Source organism: Desulfonatronum parangueonense (assembly GCF_054656975.1).
Map to the genome: position 1 here is coordinate 3177860 of NZ_BAAHXH010000003.1, position 21730 is coordinate 3199589.

Consider the following 21730-nt stretch of genomic DNA (forward strand, 5'->3'; position numbering starts at 1 on the left):
TGCAGGTGAATGACCACCCTCCGGATGAACTGAATAGTTACATGATTCGAGGATTTTTCTGAAGGGCGGGCAGAACTGAATCAGACGGTCAAGCCCAGGCTGCGCCAGCGTTCCAGGACTTCGGACTTGGACATGTAGCCCTCAAAGCGAAAGATCTCCCGCCCGGACTGATCCATGAAGACAAGAGTGGGTACGGTTCGGATCGTTCCGAAGGATCGCCCGATCTCGGGACGAACGCCGACATCAAATGTATAGATGGAGAATGCGTCGGCATACTGCTCTTCCAACTCCCGCAACACCGGAACCATTCGTTTGCAGTGAATGCAATTTTGCGTTTTCAAATTCACCAACCTTGGCAATTCCGCGGCCACTCCGGGAAGAGCGGGTCCCGGATCGACCTCCTGAGCATGTTGCAGCGACTGGGTGGCGGTGTAATGCTGGATCATCGCCACGGAGGCAAACAGGGCAACAATAACAACTAATATTCCGGCTTTACTGTAGGTGGTCATTTCGATTTATTCTCTCTTTTGATGGAACATGATCAACATGGACGAGTGAAAGAAAAATATCAGGTCCAGGTTCTCTTGCAATTACGATATTCTTGTCGACTGGATTTGACTACTCCGAAGCCAACAACCCAAACCCTCGCAACTTTTTGTATAAATAGCTGCGCTCCATCCCGATGACCTCGGACAGCTTGGTAATGCTTCCATTGCAGCCATTTAATTTGTCTTCCAGGAACTTTGCTTCAAATTGAGCCCGGGCAGCCTTAAAATCCGCGGGCCATGGATAGGAATCCGCTTCGAAGGGGCTGTACGCGTTGCAGACAGCCCCTTCTCCGGCAGAGGACGCTGGTGTTTTCAGCGATACCGATCTGCTTGTTGAGAACATCTCCGGAGGCAGCATTTCAACCGTGATGCATTGACCGGGAAACATGATGCACAGCCGTTCCAGAAAATTTTTCAACTCCCGGACATTGCCCGGCCACGGATATTGCTGCAACCGGCGCATCGTCTCCGGTGGAAACCGCAAGGTCTTGAAGCCCTGGGTTTTGACCAGATCTTCCATGAAACTGGCTAACAGCAAGGGAATGTCCTCGGTACGATGACGCAAGGGCGGCACATGCAACGGAAAAACCTTCAGCCGGTAGTAAAGATCCTCTCTGAACCGACCGGCTCTGATTTCTTCTGTCAAATCCTTGTTCGTCGCGGCGATCACCCGGACATCCACCTGGATCGTCTTTCGCCCCCCCACCCGTTCGAAGCGTTGCTCCTGAAGAATGCGTAGGATCTTGGCCTGGGTCTTCAGGCTCATGTCTCCGATCTCGTCCAGAAAAAGCGTACCCCCGTGAGCCAGCTCGAATTTTCCGATCTGCGCCTTGTCGGCGCTGGTGAACGCTCCCTTTTCATGACCAAAAAGTTCGCTTTCAATCAATTCTTCAGGAATGGCCGCGCAGTTCATTTCCACCAGCGGTTTCCCGTTCCTGCGGCTGAGATGATGCAGGGACCTCGCCACGATTTCCTTGCCCGTGCCGTTTTCCCCGGTGATCAAGACCCAGGCTTCAGTGGGAGCAACCTGCAGGACCTGTTGCCGCAGTTGCTGAATTTGCGGCGTTTCACCGGTCAGATTCTGGACTCGGCTATTGCGGATCTGGCTGCGCAGAACCATGTTTTCTTGCCGAAGTTCCTTGAATTCTACGGCCTTGGCCGTGGTTACCAGAACTTTTTCCAGAGACAGGGGCTTTTCGATGAAGTCGAATGCGCCCTTCTTGATGGCCGTGACAGCCGTCTCGATGTTTCCGTGTCCGGAAATCATGATCATCGGCAAATTCGGAGCGGTGATCTGCAGATGTTCCAGGACGTCAAGGCCATCCATTCCGGGCAGCCATATGTCCAAAAAACACAGATCCGGATTCAGTCCGGCCAAAAGGGCCAAGCCTTCCTCACCACTGCCCGCTTCCAGAACTTCATGCCCTTCATCTTCCAGAATGCCGCGCAAGGTGATGCGGATGTCCTCTTCGTCGTCAACTATCACTATTTGCGCCATGGTAGACCTCTCGGTTGGGAGCGAGTGTCACGGACAAAATCCTTCCTTTCGAGCAAAATTCAACGTGGTACACAACCCCAAATCACAGGCGGCCTGCAAATCCGTGCACCCGGATGACAATTGCCCAAGTTGCAGAAGAATCATGCCTCGATTGTTCAATGCGCTGGAGCTGGTGGGATCCAGTCGGATCACCTGGGAATAATCATCCAACGCTTGCGAAAATTGCTCCAGTTCCTGATGAGCCAATCCCCTTCCAAAAAGGGCGTGGATATTATTCGGATTATCCCGGAGAACCTGTGAGAAATCCGCTGCAGCACGGCGATGATCCCCGACAAGTGCATACAGCTTGGCCCGATGCAGAAGTACTTCCGGATTTCTTGGAGAAATGTTGAGTGCCTGGTTGAAGTCACGCAACGCGGAATCCAAATCGCCTAAACGACCAAAAGTGAGACCGCGCTCCATGAGCGAGGAGGCAGTAGGATCAAGGCGAACAGCCTCGTTCAGGTCCGCGAGGGAATTTTCCAGTCGACCGAGTTCGCGCAGACTTTTCCCTCTGCCGAGGAGGGCTTCCGGCATCCCGGAATTTTTAGAGAGAATCATGTCAAAATCGGATACGGCTTGGGCATGGTCCTCACGATCTGAAAATAATTTCCCCCTGATTAACCGGGCCTCGACATGTTCTGGATTGGTTCGAATGAGCTGGTTGAGTTCCTCAAGGGCCCTATTGATTTCACCCAAACGCAGCAGGGCGTCCGCCAGGCCGAAGCGGGCAGCTTCATGTACCGGGGACAGAACAAGGGCCTGAGCAAAGTCTTGTCTGGAACGCGCCGGATTTCCCATCCGCAAATACGCCTCGCCCCGCAAGGCCAGAGCTTGGACAAATTGCGGATTCAATCGCAATGCATGATCCAGATCCAACACCGCTCTGGGATAGGCATTTTTATCCAAATGCAGCTTTGCCCGTTGGAACAGAAGCTGGGGGTTATCCGGATCAGCCGAGATGGCTTGCTCCAACTCGTCCATGGCGGTTTCCGCCCGGACTTCGATTCTTGACTGAATTACCAGGCAAGCCACCATCAATATGCAAAATAAAATCAATATCGGCTTGGGCATAGAGGGGCTAAAGTTAAAGTTTGAAACTACTCAGCAGAGCCAGAAAAAGATCCGGATAGCGATACCGCCGGTCTGACTAAAGCAGGTACGGCTTGCTCGGATTCGTCATTCCTGCGAACGCCGGAATCCAGTGCTGGAAAATGATCAGGTACCGCATATTGAATAGTAAAATTTTATGTACACTCAGTTCATCCGAGAAAAATCGGACTGGATACCGGCCTTCCCCAGTATGACTAAACTTTGAAAGGACGTAGTATGATACGTCATTCAGGCGAAAGTCGGAATCCAACTCTGGCGAGTGATCACAGTGTATGTGCTGAATAGTTACAAATTTATTGTCGATTTCCGGAAAGAAACTGAACAAAAACTCGGAATCCTGCGCAAGATGCAAGATGTTGCACGCTTACCGAACTACCACGTCGTCAGGGGGAGTGAATTCAAACAGATCCGGATCAAGTTCGGGATTCAAACGCAGGTTTTCCAGTTCCACCTGGTTGGTATTGCCGTAAAAGTCCACGGCCTTGATGCGCCGCAGCAAATAAGTGTCTGGATCAACCCAGATCGTCGCTTCCACCAGGTTTGGTTCAGGATTGCGCGGACGCAGCCGAATAACCGTATATTTGGCATCATCACTGAGATCCTCCTCGGTGATGAAATCCTCATCCAGACGGGCCTGACCGGAAAGAATGCGCAGCACCATGGCCGATCCGAGAACATCCTCGACCGCATAACGATAAGCGGTTTCCTCTTCTTCGAAATAGTTCCATACCAATTCAGTCCCGACAACCAGTAGTTCCTTTTCCGGGCTCACCGTCTCCCACCGGATCAAACCTGGTTGCTGAAAAAATAATTGTCCATGCCGCTCATCAATTTCTCGACTGGCGGCAACGGACAGTTCCTGGGTGAACTCAGCCTGAAAGGACTCAATGGATTCATACTGCCGTTGAATCTTGGCCAAGGTTCCTTCGTCGGCATAAACAGACGTTACCGTCAGGAAAAACGTCACAGAAAAAATTGCCAATAGAAATTTCATTCATTCCTCCATATTACTCCAAAGCCGGCAAGGACGGCGGAATCACGATGATTTTCTCGAACTTAAACGGATAACCGAACTGAACGAGAAGTTTTCCGGATTCATGAAGGGTAATATTTCAAAACCAAGATGACAAGCCGGACCGGAGGTGAACAAAATACAGGAAATGAAACTTTTGGCCACGGCTTGTCATTCATGTTTGCGATCTATTCCGCACCGTTTTCAAGCAGTTCCTTCTCATCAATCCGGTCAAAACCGACCACCATCATGTCCGCCTCCATCCGCACCAGCGTGACCCCCTGGGCATCCCGACCGACTCGACTGATTCCCGCGACATTGATGCGGATGATCTTTCCCGCACTGGTCAGCAGCAGCAATTCATCTTCGGGTTGCACCAGGACTGATCCGACCACGTGCCCGGTCCTCGGGGTCACGCGCATGTTGATCACGCCTTTGCCACCCCGGGACTGACTGCGGTAGTTTTCCAGCAGGGTCCGCTTGCCGTAGCCGTTGGAGGAGACGGTCAGAACTTCATGTCGCTGGTCATCGTCCGTCACAACGCAGGAAACAACCTGATCGGAATGGGCGAGCACGATGCCCTTGACCCCCGCTGTGGCGCGTCCGGTGGGGCGGATTTCAGAACTGGAGAAACGGATCGATTTGCCGTGCTTGGTTACCAGCAGGACTTCGGCATGGGCTGAAATTTCCCGAACCGTGATCAATTCGTCGTCCGAATTGAGGTTCACGGCTTTCAAACCGCTCTGGCGGCAATTGACGTACAGTTGCGCCTGAGAGCGTTTGACGATGCCCTTCTTGGTGGCAAAGAGAAAATCCTTGTCTGTGGAGAAGTCCTTGATGGTCATCACCGTGGCAATGCTCTCGTCCTTGTCCAGGGGCAACAGGTTGGAGGCGTGAATTCCTCGCGCTGTTCGCGACCCTTCGGGAATATTGTAGGCCTTGATTTGATACATCCGCCCCTTGTTGGTGAACAGGAGAATGTAATTGTGGTTCGTGGTGGTAAAAACCTGGGATATGATGTCCTCGGAAACCATGGATACGCCGTAGATGCCTTTTCCGCCCCGTTTTTGCTGCTGATAAATGTCCATGGGCGTTCGTTTGATGTAACCACGCTGTGACAGTGTGACCACCACTTCCGTATCGCCGATCAGATCCTCCATGTTGATGCTGCTGGCGTCCTCTTCCACGATGATCGATTTTCGCGGCGTGGCGTAAAGCTTCTTGATTTCCACCAATTCCTCGCGGATCACCTGGATGAGGACGTCCACATTCTGCAGAATGCTTTTCAGATATTCGATACGTTTGAGCAATTCCTGATACTCTGCCAGCAACTTGTCCCGCTCCAGGTTGGTCAAACGCTGCAGTCGCATGTCCAAAATGGCCTGGCTCTGCACGTCAGTGAATCCGAAACGGTCGATCAACTTTTCCTTGGCTTCAAGCGGTGTCTTGGAGGATTTGATCAGTTCGATGACCTCATCGATATTTTCCAGGGCGATCTTCAATCCTTCCAAAATATGGGCCCGTTGTTCGGCTTTGTTCAGATCGAAGCGGGTCCGATTCAGGACCACTTCCTTGCGATGCTCAATGAACAGTTCCAGAATTTCTTTCAGATTCAGAAGCTGAGGGCGGTTGTGCACCACCGCGAGCATGTTGAAGCCGAACCATGTTTCCAGGGGAGTGAATTTGTAGAGCGCATTGATGACCACTTCTGGAATGGCGTTCTTTTTCAGATCCAGAACAATGCGGATTCCGTTGCGGTCGGACTCGTCGCGCAGATCACTGACCCCTTCCACTTTTTTCTCATGGATGATGTGGGCGATTTTCTCGACAAGGTTGGATTTGTTCAGTGCGTAGGGAATTTCGGTGATCACGATGGACTCGGTCTGTTTGGACCGTTCCTCGACTTCGATTTTGCCCCGAATTTTGATTGAACCGCGGCCGGTCTTGTACGCATCGATGATGCCATGGCGGCCGTAGATGAAACCGCTGGTAGGGAAGTCGGGTCCCTTGATGTACTCCAGCAGATCAGCCACCTCGACATTTTGTTTGTCCAAAAGCAACAGCAGACCGTCGATCAATTCTCCGAGATTGTGCGGCGGAATGTTGGTGGCCATGCCCACGGCAATACCCGAGGAACCGTTGAGCAGCAGATTGGGGACCTTTGTCGGCAGGACCTCCGGTTCTTGCAGGGTATTGTCGTAGTTGGGACGGAAGGGAACCGTCTGCTTCTCGATGTCCTGGAGGAACTCGGAGGTAAGCTTGGCCATCCGTACTTCGGTATACCGCATTGCCGCGGGAGCATCGCCGTCAATGGATCCAAAGTTGCCCTGTCCATCCACAAGGGGTTCGCGCATCGAGAAATCCTGAGCCATGCGCACCATGGCGTCATAGACCGCGCTGTCACCGTGGGGGTGGTATTTACCGATGACGTCACCAACGATTCGTGCGGATTTCTTGTAGGCGCGGTTATAAGTGTTTCCCAGGTCGTGCATGGCGTAGAGAATGCGGCGGTGGACCGGCTTCAAACCGTCCCGGACATCCGGAATGGCGCGCCCGATGATGACGCTGAGGGAATACTCCAGGTAGGAGCGCTGCATCTCTTCTTCAATAAATATGCTGTTCTTCACAATGACTCCCGAAAAAGATTATTCGCGATGGGCCTGCCGTAAGGCATGAAAAATTGAATTGACGGTTTGATCAAATGTCCAGTTGGTCGACGAACAGAGCGTTCTTTTCGATGAACAATCGCCGTTGTTCGACATTGTCGCCCATGAGTCGGGAAAAAATCTGATCCGCCTCGCCGGCATCCTCCACCCCAACCCGCAGCAGTGTTCGAGCTTCCGGATTCATGGTCGTGGCCCAAAGCTGTTCAGGATTCATCTCGCCCAGGCCCTTGTAGCGTTGAATATTGAACATTTTCTGGGTTTCACCGAGCAGATATTCATAAATTTCAAAAAGATCCATTTCCGCAACCTGCTCAGTGCCCTTGAATACCTTGAAAAAGGACGTTCCATACTCCTCAATGATCGTGCTCATCAAATCATAGGATTTAACGTAATTCTTGGATTTGAAAAATTCGCCTTTGAGCTTCAGAAAGTATCCGTTTTCATGGGTAAAGCGCATAATGACCACGGTTTCAATTTCCGACGTCTCATGAGTGAGGTCCACGAAAAAACCGTGCAGCTTCATGTATTCCTGGAACGCCGGCAGGTTGATGTCCCGCAGGTCTTCATCGAGACGTTGCCGGTAAGAAACAAGGCGAAAAAACAATTCCGTGGTCAGCCCGAGATTGCGTGATTCCGATGCCGCCGAGTGAATGCTCTTGACCATTTTCAGCAAAGATAAAAGCTTGGAGTTTTCAATCAGATCCTCCTGCTCACCCTGCAGGGAAAACTGGGCCGAGGTCTTCTCGAGGAGAAAGTTGTCCATTTCCTCCGCATCATGGATGTATTTTTCGAAACTGCCCTTGTGGATGCGATACAGAGGCGGTTGTCCGATATACACATAGCCATTGTCGATCAGGGACCGGAACTTGCGAAAAAAGAAGGTCAACAGAAGAGTCCGGATGTGGGATCCGTCCACGTCGGCGTCCGTCATGATGATCACCTTGTGATACCGCAGCCTGTTCAAGTCCACATCCTCATCGCCGGTGCCCACGCCCATGGCCGTAATCAAAGCCTGGATCTCCTTGTTGGACAAGATCTTGTCCATCCGGGTTTTCTCAACGTTGAGTATCTTTCCACGCAAGGGAAGTATGGCCTGATACTTCGGGTTGCGGCCCTGCTTGGCCGAACCGCCCGCCGAATCACCCTCAACGATGAACAGCTCGCTTTCCTCGGGTTTCTTGGCCTGGCAGTCGGCGAGCTTGCCGGGCAGGGAAAAATCAAACAACGCTCCCTTGCGTCTGACCAGCTCCTTGGCCTTCCTGGCTGCTTCCCGCGCTCTGGCCGTATCGACGATTTTTTCGATGATCGCCCGGGCGTCTTTCGGATTTTCCTCAAAATACCTAGTCAGGGTCTCGTAGACCGAGGCGGTGACGATACCGCTGACTTCGCTGTTGCCAAGTTTTGTCTTGGTCTGGCCCTCGAACTGGGGGTTGGGATGTTTCAGACTGATCACCGCGGTCAACCCTTCGCGAACATCGTCCCCGGAAATCTTGACCTTGATTTTCTTGGCCATTTCCGAATTCTGGGCATAATTATTGATCGCCCTGGTCAAGGCTGTCCGGAAACCAACAAGATGTGATCCGCCTTCGTGGGTGCAGATGTTGTTCACGAAAGTCTGCACGTTTTCTTTGTAGGTCGTGTTGTACTGCAGGGCGAAGTCCGTGATGATGCTGTTCGCTTCGCTGGATCCGGAGATGATCTGGCCGATGGTTTGTTCCGTCGCGTTCAAGTCCTTGATGAATGAAGCGATTCCTCCTTCATGCTTGAAGGAATGTACGGCATTGTTCAGGTCGTCGATGAATTCAATCTCAATGGAGCTGTTCAGGTACGCCAACTCATCGAATCGTTTTTTGAGCGTGTTCGGGTTGAACTCAACGCTCTCAAAAATTTCTTCATCCGGATGAAAGCGAATGATGGTCCCAGTGCTCTTGGATTCTCCGATTTCCTTGAGTTGCGTGACCGGAATGCCGCGTTCATAACGCTGGAAATGGCGTTTGCCGTCCCGTTTGACGATTACTTCCAGGGAGGATGAAAGCGCATTGACCACGGAAACGCCTACACCGTGCAGTCCACCGGAAACCTTGTAGGTATCCTTGTCAAACTTGCCGCCGGCATGAAGCACGGTCATGACGACCTCAACAGCCGGCCGTTTCTCTTTCGGATGAATATCCACGGGAATGCCGCGACCATTGTCGCTGACCGTGATGCTGTTGTCCAAATGCAGCTGGACAGTAATTTTGCTGCAATAACCGGCCATGGATTCGTCGATGCTGTTGTCCACGACTTCATACACCAAATGGTGCAGCCCTTGCAGACCTGTGCTGCCGATGTACATCGATGGTCTTTTCCTGACAGCGGAAAGTCCCTCGAGAACAGTTATGTTGCTTGCGGTATATTTGGGATCGTTTTGCATTATTAAACCTCTAATAGTCTGTATCCGAGTAAACAATATCGTCCGTAATCTTCATCGGCATGATCAGGACCTTGTAGTCCAGGTCATTTTTGTCTTCGATAAAGCACGGTCCTTCGCTGCTGGTAAAGTGAAAATGGATTATATCGCATTCAAAATGTGAGAGAATTTCTATCAAATCACGTGTCGGAAAGGCAATTTTTTGCAAATTCCCGCTGAAGACACTATCAAGAAACTCTTTTGCTTCCCCTTTTTCCTCGGACTGAACGTCCATCTGCACCACTCCGTCGTTGAACTCAAAAAATGTGCAGATGCTGTTTTCGGTATTGAAGATCAGAATCCGATCCAGTGCATCCATCAGACCTTTGCGGTCGATATCCATACTGCTCGGATTTTCCGCTTCGTATCGCGCCAGCATTTGATTGTGGTCTGGGTATTGATAGAGTGAGAGAGGCAAACTGATGTTTTCCTTTTGATCTACGGATCGGCAATATAGGCGATTGTTGAAAATGTTCAGCTGGATTTCCTTCTGGGGAATCATGCGCTTGAGTTCCTGCAGATACTTCTTGCTGATCAGAATTCCCTGTTCCGGAAGAAGATCCCGCAGGCCGTCATGCTCGAGGCGGTAGAGGGCGAGCTGGTGGCCGTTCAGACCGCAAAAATCAGTTTTTTGTTCATTGGGCGCGTACTTGATGAGCATGCAGTTCACGGCCTGCATGGTCTCATCTTCGCTGACGGAATAAAAAACCTTGTCGATGATTCTGGAGAGGTTCTCACCGGAGAGATTAACAGCGCCTTCCTCAGGGAAGGAGGAAAGTGCCTGGAACCAGTAATTTTCATTGATGGGTAGAACATACTTGCGCTTGTTCTGCTTGATCAGCAATTGGGTAGCGTCTTTTTCAACGTGAAATTGCAGTTCACCTGGGTGGAGTTTTCGAATCAACTCGTAGAGGTGCCGGCCATTGACGCCGACAAGGCCGTCTTCCTGGATTTGCGGAGAAAAAAAACCGAAGAATTCAATGTTGGAATCCGTGGCCATGATTTGCAGCTTGGCGTTTTCCGCCTTGAGCCAGATGGACCGCAGAAAGACAGCGCCTGTTTTCACGCTTGTGATCTGAGCTGCTTGTTGCAATGCGGGAAGAATCTCTTCTCTCTGAATAGAAAACTTCATTCTTTTCTCCTCTTGTTGTAACCGCTGTCACTATGTAGATAATTATGGTAAGTTACTGATAACATATTCATAATTATGTTTCTAGTAATGTTTTTCCGTGAGTTGGCATTGTTCATTCAGAAGGTATGGTCGAAAGGGAGCGTTGATTATGTGCGCAAAAAACAGGATTATGTACCACAATATTACTTACCATGTCACTTGTTTAAAATTATTGAGTTTTTTTGTTCTTTTTCAGGGTTGAGACAGGCATGTGCGCAAAAGTTAGGAACACCGTGAAAAACCCTGGGTCGAGCAGGTATGTTGCAAGCAGCAACAGTCGCATCCGCCACGCCACGGCCAGAAGGTGAGAACCGCATAGGGATGGTTCAATTGTCCATTCACTTTTTGTTCAAGATCAAATCGCCGGAGGATCAGATTCGTTTTCGGCGTGTACACCGGCAATGGCGCACAGCCATGGGAACCGATCTCGGGAATATGAACTTGGAGGATGACCAAAATTCGATCCAGCATCTGTTCGTGAAGCGCAAAAGCCGAACTGGGTGAAGAAATCCACTGGCTTTCGAGGCAATGTATTGCTTCTCTGTCAAACCAGGAAAGATAATAAAGCTCACCATCCACGTTCAGGAGGCGCTGGTGGTGATGCAGCAGAATTTGCTGTGAGGAAAGAGGAAAATATTGCACGTGGGTTCTGATGGGAAAGAATGCTTGCCCGGTTGAAACGAAAAAGAAATTTATCAGAATTCATAATTAAATTCCAGTGGCTTGTACGTAAATTTTGAAATAAGAACATTCCCTTGATGCGAGGTTTTTGGTGATCAGATGAGCAGTGGGAAGCTTAAAATCTTTCTTTTCAGGGCAGCATGGCATAAGCTTTGAGTTTGCCTTGGCGATAAAATCCATGAAATTCTGATTTCAAACTTGGAGCATGCATGAGTCGAAACCGCTGCGCGACAATGAAGCCGTTTTATGTGATGGAAGTTCTTGAAAAATGCCAAACCCTTGCCTGCCAAGGACAGGACGTGATCCATATGCAAATCGGCGAACCGGATTTTGATACGCCGGATTGCATCAAAGAGGCTGCCTGCAAGGCAATGATTGACGGCCATACCCATTACACTCACAGTCAAGGCATCATCGAACTGCGCGAGGCCATATGCCGCCATTACGCGAACAGTTACGACGTGGAAATTCATCCGGACCAGATCATCGTAACCGCGGGAACTTCACCGGGGATGTTTCTGGTTTTTTCTGCGCTGCTGGCCATGGGTGAGGAAGTTGTTGTTTCTGATCCTCATTATGCTTGCTATCTGAATTTCATACGATTTGTCGGCGGCGTGCCTGTGTGCGTATCCACCCGGGAGGAAGACGGTTTTCAGTATCGTCCCGATAATGTGGCTACCCATCTTTCCGATAAAACAAGAGCAATCTTGATCAATTCACCCTCAAATCCCGTGGGAACGCTTCTTTCCGGTGAACGGATGCAGGGCATGACGAATCTGCGAATCCAGGGTGATGAGCAGCCGTGGATTCTTTCCGACGAAATATATCATGGTCTGGTTTATGAAGGTCGCGAACGCAGTATTCTGGAATTCACGGACAGGGCCTTTGTGTTCAACGGTTTTTCCAAGGCCTACGCCATGACCGGATGGCGGCTGGGTTATATCATTGCCCCCAGGCAGTTCATTCCAACATTACGTATATTGCACCAAAACTTCTTCATTTCAGCCAATTCCGTTTCCCAATGGGCCGGAATCGCCGCCCTGGAATCCGCCGGACCGGATGTCGCCCGAATGCGCTCGATATATGACAGCAGGCGGAAATTCATGATCAGCCGATTGCGCGAGCTTGGCCTCGGTGTAGCGGTCGAACCAACAGGCGCATTTTATATTTTGGCCAACGCCCGGCATTTGGGCCATGATTCCTTGAAACTGGCATTCGATATTCTGGAAAAAGCCCGCATTGGAGTTGCGCCGGGCATAGATTTCGGCTCCAATGCAGAAGGATTCCTGCGGTTTTCTTATGCCAATTCCCTGGAGAAGCTGGAAGAAGGCATGTTTCGCCTGGAAAAATACATCGAACAATGCCAGTGTGCCTAATTATGTCACCAAGTAATATAACTATTTACTTTATTTGTATTACTTGAAATTTTAGCATGGTCATTCCAATGACTCCAGAACGTCAAGTCGTCATGCCGGATTTTGCTGCTTTCCAGGAGCAACTCGTCACCATAACCTCATGTGTCCAAAAAATTTCCCATGCCATGGGAGCGGATCCGGCTATGACCGACAATCTGCCGGGCTGGACCGATCTGAAGGACAAGCCGCGGCAAATGCTGGTTCATGATGGGAGAATCTGTCTGGTTTGCGTTTTGTTCGGCCCGAGCGGGGCGGGAAAAAGTACCTTTTTCAAGCTCCTGACGACAATCGATGTGCCTTCCGGTGAAAGACGCCGACCCATGACGCACAACTGCGCCGTGGCCGTTCCCGAGCCGTTGCAGGATGTGGTGGATGTTGCCCGGTTGTTTCCTGGTTATTCGATGCTGCCACTGACCGATGTGGACATGCTCAAGGATGCCCAAAGATCCGGGGATGAACTTTTTTTTACGTTTTATCATGAATCCGACCCGGCATCGGCCTGGCTGGTTTTGGCCGATGTTCCGGATTTCAATACGGTGGTCCGCCAGAATTGGTCCAAGGCCGAAAAAATGCTTGGCCGTGCGGAAACCGTGGTTTTTGTCGTTTATCCGGAAGCCTACAAGGATGCGGCCGTCATTGACCAGCTTCTCAAATGCGCGTCCAAGGCCGGCCATCTGGCGTATCTCATAACCAAGCTTCCTCCTGAGGATGCTGCGGATACGGCGCGGGAAATTTGGCAGGATGTTTTGAATCATGCTCGTCATGCGCCCGAATTTCAGAAGTTGCGAAGCGACGGCGGAAGCATTGCCGATTTTCTTGAACAAGCTGCCGTCTATTACTCGTCGCGCAATGATTCGCCGGCTTTGTCGGACGTCAAGCCATTGAATCCGACCACACCGGATTTTCGATCTCTGCTCAAGGGTCAAGACGCCGCGGCGATCTACTGGTCCAACCTGCTGGAGGTTTCAGACCAGGGAATTGCTTCGGCTTCTCTCCTGTCCCAACAGGCTGTCGATCTGATACGAGATTTGGAAGACAAACAGCACAGAGCGGAGCAACGGATTACCGACGTCAGCGCGCGCATTGCCGGTTCGCAGTTTCCTGCCGGCGAACTGGTGGAATTGATCATCTCAACGGTGAAGGAAAACAGACCGGGGTGGCTGCGAGCCGTCACGCTGCCCTTTGCCATGGGAGCAAGAATGTTCCTTTCGGTGCGGAAATTGATAGCCAGGTTTCGCAGAACCGATCGGGATGCCATCTTGAAGGAGCGACAACTTCTTGAAAGACAGCGACTCGATGATGCGGTAGAGGTGCTCCTGGAATGGTGGCGTATTGATTTTCCGTCCGAAGCCGCCACGGGATTGCTTCAGACGGGCAGATGCAGGGCAGCGGCTCAGCAGTTCCGGCAACAGGAACTGCCCCGGGTGCGCGGTGAATGGAAAGAGGCTATGCGTGGCGATGTCCGCGAATGGGCCGGAAAACACCCCTGGTTCGGCTCACTGATTGGGACGTTGTCGGAAATGCTCGTCCTTTTTGGCGGAGCGGCATTGGTCCTGGATCTGGCAATTTCCGGAGGTATCTTCGGCGCCGTGGGACAGTTGGGAATTGCGGGCGCGGCGGGCGCGGGCAGCATTGGCGCTGGAACGGTCATGAAAATGTTCGAGGAGTTGAAGCTGAAGGAGATATTGATCAAGGCCGATGCCAAATGGAGAGATCAACGCTGTGCGGAATTGGCCGCCCATCTTCGGGAACATCTGGCCCTTCCGCTGTTTCTCCAGCCCTGGACTGATAAAGTGAATGCCTTGAATGATGCTAATCCAAAGCAATGTCTTCTTGCCTGCCAAAATGTTCGTGAGCAATGGATGAGCAAGACAAAGCCATGATTGTGATACTATTTCGGCTCGTCCATTTTGGTGGGGCATGCAGTCACGGCATGACAAACTTCCAATAAGCAGAACGTCACCATGGAACATCAAGCAGTGTCAGAACAGATCCTGGACCGAGTTCAGACCTTGATCCGCAAGGCTCGTCGCCTGGAGCGCCTGCCCGAGGCCCAGGTCATGGCTTTGCGTCTGGAGCGGGTTCTGGACATGCTCAAGCATGGTCAAGTCCGTGCACAGCATCCGGTATGCATCGTCTTGCTGGGCGGCACGGGAGTCGGCAAATCGGAGTTGTTCAATGCGCTGCTTGGCGAAGCCGGATTGAGTCCGACGTCGGCGTCCATCCGGCCGAAAACCATGCTTGCCCATGTGGCGATTTCTTCCGCGGACCGTCAGTTCTTCCCGGATATCAACGCCGCGGATTTGATCTTCAAGGAACATAGGTTGCCCGGAGTGGCCTTGATCGACGCTCCAGACGTGGACAGCGTCGAGATCGAGCATTTGGAACGTACCCGCAAGCTCATCGAGATCGCCGACATTGTGGTTCATGTGGGCAGCCCGGACAAGCGCGCGAATTTTCGAATCAATGATGAAGTCCGTCGCTGGTCCCTGCGCAAGCGATGGTTTTTTGTACTCAACAAGATGGACCAGATTGCGGAACGGGATCAGGAGTCGGTCATCGGCGATTTTCTGGCGCGTTTGCATGAACTGGGTTTTGACGTTGATCAAAGCGCTTTCTTTCACCTGAGCGCGATCAAGCCCCAATCGGTCCAATTTGATCGTTTCCGAAACGCCCTGTTTTCCTTCCGGGCCATGGAGCAGATTCATGCCCTGCGTCTGGAAGATTCATACAATCTGATCCGGTTTGCCTTGGCTGGAGATGTCGTCAAATCCATTGATAATTTACGGGATCTGGCGCTGGACCATGAACAGACACTGAACAATCGGGTTCGGGAAGTGTTTTCGCAGGTCGTTCATGGGGCGCAAAGTCAGGACATGTTGCGCCGGATCATCCGTGAACAGGCTTGGCGATCCGCGTCCGGTCGCGTGGGAGGTTTTCTTGCCTTGCCCGTCTGGTTGCGCAGCCGGATGGCCTTTTCCGGACTTGCCTATCAGCTCGCCCGCATGTCAACGGGGGGGCCTTCTCTTGGGCGAATGATCCGCGCCGGCTGGCATGCCGCAAAAGCCGCATGGCAGGGCATCCTGCCCATGCAGACGCTCCTGAGGGGATTCACATCCGATCAGGAGCGTCGGCTTCAGGAAATTGGACGCGATGCCGAGCGCGTCTTGCAGGACATGGGGCTTGATCAACTTCACGGTCATGAGCCTGATTTCGAGCAGGACCAGGTCGGGAGTTCCGGCGATGAGGAACAGGCGGTGTGGGCCGCGCGATTTCTGCGTCTGCTCCGTTCCCAAGGAGTGCTTGGTCCCATTCGACCGTCCGAGAATGTACGAACGAGGGAAATTTTCCAGGAGCGACTGGAAGAGGCCGTGGTCGTGTCCGCTTCAAACATGGTCTATTCACGGCTTGGGATGCTGCATACTCTGGCAGGAAACCTATTGCCGGTTCTTGTTTTCGGTCATGCGGCCTTTCGGCTGGTATCGGGATGGATCGAAGGGGCCTGGCTTCCCTTCGATTTCTATCTGACGGCCGTTGCGGTCTTTTTGATCAGCCTGGTACCTGGATATCTTCTGGTATCCTTTTCCCTGGCCCGAAGGACGGACCTGCCTGAAACCGATACCCTGGTCAGGGCGATTGAAAATCCATCGGAGACATCGGGATTGCGCCATGTGCGCATGTCTATGGAGGAACTGCTCAAGGAAATCCAGACCTTGCTCGACATCTTGCGGATCAGGACTGACGTGCTGCGGCAAGAGCTTGATCCCAGCCGATTCGGTGCGACAATCCGCCAGGACAGAACTGAACAGTAAACTGTAACTGCTCAAAACATGTGGTAATCAACGGGCTAAATCCTGGGAGCGCCGGACCCCAGTGCGGCAACGGTGTAACGTACTTAGGGAAAAGTTCCGGCTGGAGCATGGCCCTCGTAGCTTGGTCACAAAACTACGCGTCAATGGAAAACCTTGCACAGGAAGCTTCATCGCCCGATCTTTTTGAGCAGTTACCGTAAATTCACTTAAACCATTGATTGTTCAATAATAATGCAAACATTCATCATCGTCGTCGTATTTTTTGCCCTTGTGGCCAAAGTGGCCTGGGAATCCTTTCTCCTCACCCTGAACATGCGCGAAGTCCAACGCAGACGTCATGCTCCACCGGAAGCTTTGCGGGAAGTGATGGATGAGCAGACATATGAGAAATCCGTGCAGTACACCCTGGCCAAAGGTCATTTCAGTCTTTTCAGCGAAGTTTTCGGCGCGTTGCTGCTTGTCCTTGTTTTATTGTTCGGCGTGCTGCCATGGCTGTACGACTGGATGATCGGTGTTCCGGATGCATCCGTGTGGCTGGAGGGATTATTCCTGATCGTGGTTTTTTTCCTGCTTTCCCTGCCGGGATTGCCGCTGGATTATTACGCCCAGTTTCGTCTTGAAGAACGATTCGGCTTCAATAAAAGCAGTGTCGGATTGTGGATCAGCGATCGGATCAAGGCAACGATCATCAGTGTGGCCATTGCCCTGCCGCTTCTGGCGCTGATCTTCTTCCTGGTCGACTGGATCGGGAATTACTGGTGGATCTGGGCATTCGCGGTCTTTTTCGTCTTTCAACTCCTGATGATGATCCTCTATCCCATGCTGATCCTGCCATGGTTCAACAAGTTGACTCCATTGCCCGAGGGGGAGCTTCGGGATCGATTGATGAACCTGGCTGATCGAACCGGTTTCAAGGCCAGAACGATCCAGGTCATGGACGGTAGCAAGCGCTCCGGCCATTCCAATGCCTTTTTTACCGGGTTCGGGAGATTTCGCAGAATTGTGCTTTTCGACACACTGATCGATCAGCTCACTGAAGACGAGCTGGAAGCCGTTTTGGCCCATGAGATCGGACATTACAAGAAAGGGCACGTGCCGAAGATGTTGATGCTTTCGGCTGGATTCGGATTGGCGGCATTTGCCGTACTGGCATGGCTGCTGAACGCACCGGCATTTGTCGAGGCTTTCGGTTTTTCCTTTGCCGATAGCGGATATGCTCCCGCCTTCCTGCTGTTCGCGCTGCTCTCCGGATTTTTCACATTCTGGCTGTCCCCGCTCATGAACCGCCTCTCACGCACTCATGAATACCAGGCGGACCGCTTTGCTCGCGAACATGTCGGCGGTTCCGAACCCATGATCAGTTCCCTGCGCAAACTGAGCGAAAAAAATCTCTCCAACCTGACACCCCACCCCCTCTACAGCGCCTTCCACTACTCTCATCCCACCCTTTTGGAGCGCGAGGCGGCCTTGAAGCAGCGGCCTGTTTGATAGCATGATTATGGCTGTCGTTCATAATCAGCAATGTAATCCTGAACAACATCCGGGCCTCAGCTGATGAGCTTACCAGAAATTATTCAAGGAGAGCCTGCATCTTGCGTGAAATTTCAGTCGGTCTGAAAGCCGACATGTCCTTGATCGCTTTTTGCATCTTTGGATTTGTTTTATGGCGGGACAGTTTTTTCATCAAATATCCGGCATGTCGAAGATCTGGATAGGCCCACGTCATTTCCGGCCTGTAGAGGGGAATGCGCCGGCACATCTCCTCATGGACATGATCCAGGGAGTGGTTCACGGGATATGAATTCGCTTCATTCATATAATGCATGTTTCCGGAAAACCCTGTGCCAATGACCGGGTTTCCAAAGAACATCGCATCGGAAATAGTCAGACCCCATGCCTCCGCATGGTGTAGACTCACATAGCAGTCACAACTCTTATGCAGCGCGGACAATTCGCCTGGGCTTAAATCCTTGTCGATGCTGATAACCTGAGGCAATGAACCAAGGTCTACCGCATGTCGATATTGCTTGATGACGAGATGAACGTTCTTGTTGGAGTGAAAATTTTTGACAAAGATATCCAGTAGCGATCGCAGGTTTTTTCTCGGATTGACCGAATCGACAATGGAATAGAAGTAGAACTGATCTTCACGGTGACCGATTTTCGACTTGATCCGCATTAGGTCTTCAGGACTTGGTTCAGAACGGGCAACGATATGTTCCAGTACCCTTACCTTTTCAAAATATTTCAGGAAAGCCGTTGCGGAAAATGGTGTACAAGTCCAAATCTCGTCCACCATTCTCAGCGGTTCAAGGTATTGCAGCGGCAGGTCTTCCGTCTCCCAGACGCTGTAGGCAATGACTTTCCGGTACCGGGATTTGGATGCTGAACGAAGTGCATGGGAATAATTCAACGGGTCGTCATGCAGAATGATCACGTCCGCATTATTGATTTCATCAACCAGTTTCACACCCAGATTTTTCAGTGCGGCAATGTAGTCCAGGCCGGCATTTCGATGGCTGATGTAATGACTTAGATGGTAATAGACGTTCATCAAGGCCCGTCAGATACGTCTCATCCCTGCAGCGACCAGTCTTGAAGCGCCAGTTCGATGCTGGTGACTCCGTTGAATTCGTTGAATTTGGGCGTGTATGCCAAGTACATGGTTTTTCCGGTGATGCTTTGCGGCAGGGCCTTGGCTTGGTTCCAGGCTTTGGCGCGCATGGTCACGCCGGAAATTTCGTCGCGCAGATCCAGGAAGACGTGATCCACGCCCACGGGTTTGCGGTTTCGCACCACCACCTGGGGAGAGATGAACAGGGGTTTGGGATTGTCCGCCCCGAAGGGGGCCAGCAGTTCAAGTTCCTTGAGTAAATCGTAATCAATTTCTCCGAAGCTCAGGGGAGCGTCCAGGATCAAGGTGGGCTTGGGCGGTGTATTGTTCAGCGCCCGGGCCGCCACGGCGTCGAATGCATCCCGGAACAGATCCAGGTTTTCCTTGTGCAGGCGCAAGCCTGCGGCTTGGCTGTGCCCCCCGAAGCCCAGGAGGAGATGTTCGCAGGCCTGGAGACCGTCATACAGGGAAAACTGCGGTATGCTCCGACCAGATCCCTTCAGCGCCCCGGATTCGTCGTCCGTCAGAATGATTGTCGGTCGATAGTGCGTTTCGGCCACTTTGGAGGCGATGATTCCGATCACCCCCTCGTGCCAGTGAGGTGCATGGAGCACCAGCCCAAAACGGCCTTGCTGTTCCAGGGCCATGCCCAGGGCTTCATCCTGGATTTCCCTGCCGATGCCCCTGCGCTGAACGTTGAATCCATCCAGTTCCTTGGCCAGTTCCCTGGCCTCGGTAAGGTCCTCGGTCAACAGCAAACGCAGCGCGGTCTCCGCCTTCCCCAGCCTGCCCGCCGCATTAATCCGGGGTGCCAGGCCGAAACCGACCCGGTCCTCGTCCAATACAGCACTGGGCTTGTATCCGCAGACTTCCTTCAGCGCAAAAACTCCAGGACGCAAACCGTCTTTGAGAACAGTCAGTCCGTTTTTGGCCAGGATACGATTCTGTCCTGTCAGTTCGACAATATCCGCGATTGTGCCCAGGGCAACAAGATCCAGAAACTGACGCATGTCCAGATGCTCGCCGGGGAGCATCCTGTTCAGGACGGCGGCAAGAAAAAACGCCACGCCCACTCCTGCCAGAGTGGAGCATGGACATTCTCCGATTTTGGGATTCATGATCGCATCTGCCCGCGGAAGTTCCGGACCTGGCAGATGGTGGTCGGAAATGACCACGGTCATCCCCAGTTCCTTGGCCCTGGCCACCTCCTTGATGTGGCTGATGCCGCAATCCACCGTGATCAACAGTTTAATGTCCCTGGAAGCCAACGATTCTATGCCGGAGCAATTCAATCCGTAGCCCTCTGTTTGGCGGTTCGGAATGTAATGCTCCGAAAAAATGCCACGGGCACGAAAAAAAAGCAGCAGCAATGCGGTTCCGGTGATCCCGTCCACATCGTAATCGCCCCAGACGACCGGCTTATTTCCGGCTGCCAAGGACTGGGCAATGGTTTTGGCGGCATGTGTCAAACCGTGCCATTGGTCAGGATGGGCAAGATCGCGGATTCGGGGAGAAAGAAAAAGATCCATTTCCGTTGCGGAACGAAGTCCCCGAGTCCAAAGGAGACGGACCACGAGGGGCGAAACGTCCAAATCATCGGACAATGCGCGCACTTGTTCTTCCCCAGGCAATGTGGAACGGAATATCCAAGACTTATCCGAAAAAAGGGGCAAAGTGTTCATAATAGAAAAATATGAATCCGAGATGATACTGATCACCACAAAAGAATTTTTTGATTATTGATTGCGCGAACGTGCCTGTCACAGCATTCGAAGCTATTAGAAAACATTACGGATGGGATGAAGAGAAAAGGTTAGACTAACGGCTCAACCGTTACTTGACTGACGTAATCAACCAAAAACAGCCGAATGATTTCCGCCGGGATTGCCAGCGAAATCAGGATGACGAAAGATACCGCAAGCTAATTGTCCTGCAACACAAGGCCCTTTTTTTTCAGAAAATCCAAAAACTTGTTGGCCTCAGGCATTTCCGGATTGATTTCGAGCGCCTTTCTGAGCATCTCAATGGTTTTGGGGATGTCCTGGCTTTCCAGATAGACTCGGGCGATATTGTAATAGAGGTTTTCATCATTCTCGGAGAGATTCAGGGCTTGACCGTAGTAGACAATTGCCTGGTCTATCATTTTGCTTTTACGAAGGCTTATCCCGAAATCGTTGAACAGGTGCTTGTGTTCCGGCTCGTAGGCCGCCTGGATCTTGATCAGGCGTTCAAAGATGTCCTGGGCTTTGTCCTTTTCTCCACGCTCCAGATAGGTCAGTCCCAGGCCGAAATTGGCGCGCACGTTTTCTTCGTCCACCTTGACGGCATTGTTGTACTCGAATTCCGCACTGAATGATTCTCCGCGTTTTCGGTGCCGATCGCCGCGGGCAACGGCTTTTTCCATTTCACGCATCTTCGGCATGACCGTGCCGGTGTAGAATTCCGGTTCGGGAGAGAATTTATCCAGAAATTCATTCTTGTCCAAAGCTTTCTTCGGTCCTGAAGGAACATAATTCACGTTCAGCGGTTGGACTTCAATTGATCCATCCTCAAGTTCATTTGCAAACCAATAACTTTTCTGGATTGTCTTGCGAAGCGTCGTGCCCGTACCGACTTTGGTCAAAATTTGCGTCGAAAAAACTCCCTTGATGCGGTCCTTGACGATGTTATTTTTCTCTTTCGGGGGTGCCGATGCTTTCGTCATGGGTATGG

The 21730-nt window shown here is 51.6% G+C and carries 14 protein-coding genes; 4 read left to right on the forward strand and 10 right to left on the reverse strand.

The window, feature by feature from the left end; all coding sequences use genetic code 11:
* Positions 1-80: 80 nt before the first annotated feature.
* The 7 genes from ACYQ15_RS14385 to dnaN form a co-directional block, all read right to left on the reverse strand.
* On the reverse strand, positions 81-509 hold the full coding sequence (locus tag ACYQ15_RS14385; protein ID WP_459938199.1) for a thioredoxin family protein: 429 nt from the start codon (positions 507-509) through the stop codon (positions 81-83).
* A 109-nt stretch (positions 510-618) separates the two neighbouring features.
* The gene (locus ACYQ15_RS14390; protein WP_459938200.1) at positions 619-2046 is read right to left on the reverse strand and encodes a sigma-54-dependent transcriptional regulator; all 1428 of its coding nucleotides are present in this window, start codon (positions 2044-2046) and stop codon (positions 619-621) included.
* A 27-nt stretch (positions 2047-2073) separates the two neighbouring features.
* A complete protein-coding gene (locus tag ACYQ15_RS14395) occupies positions 2074-3069 on the reverse strand; it encodes a tetratricopeptide repeat protein (RefSeq protein WP_459938201.1) in 996 nt (331 codons plus the stop codon).
* Between the two features lie 493 nt (positions 3070-3562).
* Complete coding sequence (gene lolA / locus ACYQ15_RS14400; protein ID WP_459938202.1) at positions 3563-4192, reverse strand: outer membrane lipoprotein periplasmic chaperone LolA; 630 nt, start codon at positions 4190-4192, stop codon at positions 3563-3565.
* 206 nt (positions 4193-4398) lie between these two features.
* On the reverse strand, positions 4399-6837 hold the full coding sequence (gyrA, locus tag ACYQ15_RS14405; protein ID WP_459938203.1) for a DNA gyrase subunit A: 2439 nt from the start codon (positions 6835-6837) through the stop codon (positions 4399-4401).
* Between the two features lie 70 nt (positions 6838-6907).
* On the reverse strand, positions 6908-9289 hold the full coding sequence (gene gyrB / locus ACYQ15_RS14410; protein WP_459938204.1) for a DNA topoisomerase (ATP-hydrolyzing) subunit B: 2382 nt from the start codon (positions 9287-9289) through the stop codon (positions 6908-6910).
* Positions 9290-9299: 10 nt separating this feature from the next.
* Complete coding sequence (dnaN, locus tag ACYQ15_RS14415; RefSeq protein WP_459938205.1) at positions 9300-10457, reverse strand: DNA polymerase III subunit beta; 1158 nt, start codon at positions 10455-10457, stop codon at positions 9300-9302.
* A 1028-nt stretch (positions 10458-11485) separates the two neighbouring features.
* Between dnaN and ACYQ15_RS14420 the strand changes: the two genes are divergently transcribed.
* The 4 genes from ACYQ15_RS14420 (at position 11486) to ACYQ15_RS14435 (ending at position 17892) form a co-directional block, all read left to right on the forward strand.
* Positions 11486-12553, forward strand: coding sequence for a pyridoxal phosphate-dependent aminotransferase (locus ACYQ15_RS14420; protein ID WP_459939592.1), 1068 nt, complete (start codon positions 11486-11488; stop codon positions 12551-12553).
* A gap of 68 nt (positions 12554-12621) precedes the next feature.
* Complete coding sequence (locus ACYQ15_RS14425) at positions 12622-14475, forward strand: P-loop NTPase family protein (protein WP_459938206.1); 1854 nt, start codon at positions 12622-12624, stop codon at positions 14473-14475.
* Positions 14476-14556: 81 nt separating this feature from the next.
* On the forward strand, positions 14557-16404 hold the full coding sequence (locus ACYQ15_RS14430; protein WP_459938207.1) for a GTPase: 1848 nt from the start codon (positions 14557-14559) through the stop codon (positions 16402-16404).
* Positions 16405-16635: 231 nt separating this feature from the next.
* A complete protein-coding gene (locus ACYQ15_RS14435; RefSeq protein WP_459938208.1) occupies positions 16636-17892 on the forward strand; it encodes a M48 family metallopeptidase in 1257 nt (418 codons plus the stop codon).
* An 82-nt stretch (positions 17893-17974) separates the two neighbouring features.
* On the opposite strand, the gene ACYQ15_RS14440 is transcribed toward ACYQ15_RS14435, so the two are convergent.
* The 3 genes from ACYQ15_RS14440 to ACYQ15_RS14450 form a co-directional block, all read right to left on the reverse strand.
* Positions 17975-18703, reverse strand: coding sequence for a glycosyltransferase (locus tag ACYQ15_RS14440; protein ID WP_459938209.1), 729 nt, complete (start codon positions 18701-18703; stop codon positions 17975-17977).
* A 275-nt stretch (positions 18704-18978) separates the two neighbouring features.
* Entirely contained in the window at positions 18979-20631 is a 1653-nt protein-coding gene (gene recJ, locus ACYQ15_RS14445) for a single-stranded-DNA-specific exonuclease RecJ (protein ID WP_459938210.1), read from the reverse strand.
* A gap of 308 nt (positions 20632-20939) precedes the next feature.
* Positions 20940-21722 (reverse strand): tetratricopeptide repeat protein, encoded by a 783-nt coding sequence (locus ACYQ15_RS14450; RefSeq protein ID WP_459938211.1) that lies wholly within the window; start codon positions 21720-21722, stop codon positions 20940-20942.
* Between the last annotated feature and the right edge of the window lie 8 nt (positions 21723-21730).